Source organism: Jannaschia seosinensis, from assembly GCF_001408515.1.
Classification (GTDB): Bacteria; Pseudomonadota; Alphaproteobacteria; order Rhodobacterales; family Rhodobacteraceae; genus Jannaschia; species Jannaschia seosinensis.
In genome coordinates this window covers 1-2,389 of sequence record NZ_CYPR01000155.1, presented here as the reverse complement: position 1 = coordinate 2,389, position 2,389 = coordinate 1, and the positions used below count along the sequence as shown (strand labels likewise).

Here is a 2,389-nt window from a genome sequence, read left to right as displayed (position 1 = left end):
CCTCGTGTTGGCCGTCATCACGGCCAGGTTCCGTGTCCCGTTGATGTGGACCATGCTCCCGCATTCCGGCAACAGCACGACCGCTCAGCGCATCGCGCTGATGAAGCGGTATCTCGCGTATTTCGACGCCTCAACCGTTCGGGTGCTGCTGGCGGATCGTGAGTTCATCGGTCAGGAATGGTTCACTTTTCTCGTCGAGCAGGAGATCCCCTTGGCGATCCGCATGAAGGAGGGCCAGATAGTCCGTACCAACGGCCGCGAGCTGAACCTGCGCTCCCTGCTGTCACGGTGCAGGGGTGTGCGGAGCTTCACGGCCGTCCTGCCTGGCAGAGCGAGTCACCCCGACCTCAAGCTCCACTTCGGTGCGCGCCGTATCAAGGGCGGCGAGCTTCTCGTGGTGGCTTCGCCCTATCCAGCCACTGGCGCGCACATCCTGCGGCAGTACAAGAAGCGCTGGCTCATCGAGTGCCTGTTCGCCGACAGCAAGACGCGGGGGCTGAACCTGGAGGACACCCGCCTGACGCTCGCGTCCAAATTGTCTCTGCTCATCGCCATAACCGCTATTGCCATCGCCCTCATCTGCCGTGCTGCAGCCCAGTTCATGGGACACAAATACCCCGCCCGAAAGAAGCACGGATACTGCTCGAAATCCTGGTTCCGTACCGGCTTCGATGAGGTCCGACGATGGATGCGCTCCAGTCCCGAAACGCCTCTCGTCGCCCGAAATCTCGTCGTCCCGAGACGGCTGCGGGTGGGAGTCGTGTAGTCTGAGCTGATGGAGGAGATGGACGGTAACCTGCAGTTTTGTTGGTTTGTCTGCCTTGGCATCGACGACGCCGTGTGGGGCGAAGCCCGGCGCCGAAGGCCCACAGTTTTTACTAAGAATCGCGGCCGGCTTTCGGCGACCGAGATGTCGCACAAGGTTATGACCGCGCTCCTGGCGCATCCTAGGGTCAAGCCGCTTCTGTCGGACGAATACGTCTCGGTCGACGGGACGCGGGTCATGGAGCGGGCTTCGATGAGGAGCTTTCAGTCAAAGGATAGGTAGGCGCGGCCGCACGACGACGTGCCCTTCGCAGAAACCGACCATCCCCAGCAGGCCGGGACGCAGCCGGTGACCGCCAAGCCCGCCACGTCGAAGTGGACTTCCGCGGTTGAAAGCGTTCGAATGCGGCTTACGCATCAATCACGGACCTGAATGCCCGCCTGTACAAGAAGTCGCCCGGCGCGGCGGCGATCCTGCTTCATGGAACATACGCTGATGTAGAGCCGCAACGGTTTGGTCGTGCAGGCGGAGCTGCCTCACGCCGATGGCAACGATGAGCGGAAAGCGGCGCTCGAGATGCTCCCCGGGCTCAACTCGGCGCCTGACGCCTGGAGCGGACAAGGATTACGACAGCGCCGCCTTCGTCGCCGAAGTCAGGCGCATGGTCGTGACCCCGCACATTGCCCAAGAGGCCCGTCATCCGCCATCGACGGACGATCCACCATCTCGGCTACGCTGCGTCCCAGCGGCGGAGGAAGAAGATCGAGGAGCCCTTCGATTGGGCCAAGACAATGGGCGGCATGGCTTGGACAGTTCCCCACAGCCTCGACAAGATCCGTACGCAGTTGATGATGGCCATGGCGGCCTGACGAACGAAGCGACCCAAGCGCCGGGTTTGCACCAGTGCGAGGCCCGCCTCAAAATCGTGGCGACAGGAAACCGTCATTAGGAAAAGCGTCGTTCCAAAACGACTCTCCAGTAGTCGGTTAGCAGGTAAGCATCCGGCGAGTGCCGTGGTCAGGCTGCCTTGACCTGGAGCGCAGCGGCGTTCCATTCCCACGGCAGCAACTCGTGCAGGCGTGAGACCGGAATGTCGGAGATGCGGGCGATGACGTCGGCGAGCCAAGCCTGCGGGTCGATGTCGTTCAGCTTCGCGGTGCCGATCAGGGAATACATGAAGGCGGCGCGCTGCCCGCCGCGCTCGGAACCCGCAAAGAGCCAGGATTTCCTGCCGAGGGCCACGCCGCGGAGCGATCTTTCGGCCGCGTTGTTGGTCAGGCAGATCCGTCCGTCGTCCAGGAACCGGGTGAAGCCCGGCCAATGGTTCGGCGCCAGCAGGTAGTCGATGGCCTTGGCAACCTTGGCATGCTTGGACAGGAGTGCGCGTTCGCCGCGCAGCCAACGCTCCAGATCCTCGACCAGCGGGGCCGACAGGCGCTGCCGGACCTCCAGTCGATCCGCCGGGCTATGCCCGTTGATCTCCCGCTCGATGTCGAACAGGGCGTCGATGCGCCGGACGGCATCGAATGCGATAGGCGAGATCTCCTTGGCGTCCTTGCCCTTGCGGATATTCCCTTCCACGTCGGCCAGTTCGAAGAACTTGCGGCGGGCGTGTGACCAACA

The 2,389-nt window shown here is 63.1% G+C and carries 2 protein-coding genes and 1 pseudogene; 2 read left to right on the top strand and 1 reads right to left on the bottom strand.

What is annotated here, in order from left to right:
- The coding region (locus tag JSE7799_RS11380; RefSeq protein WP_144431673.1) for a transposase at nt 1-766 on the top strand (766 nt) is incomplete at its 5' end.
- Nucleotides 767-769: 3 nt separating this feature from the next.
- Nucleotides 770-1,635: pseudogene (locus JSE7799_RS21760) on the top strand (transposase); the annotation flags it as partial.
- Nucleotides 1,636-1,783: 148 nt separating this feature from the next.
- Here the strand turns inward: JSE7799_RS21760 and tnpC are convergent.
- Nucleotides 1,784-2,389 (bottom strand): IS66 family transposase (gene tnpC / locus JSE7799_RS11365; protein ID WP_144431671.1); only part of this gene is annotated, 606 nt, incomplete at its 5' end.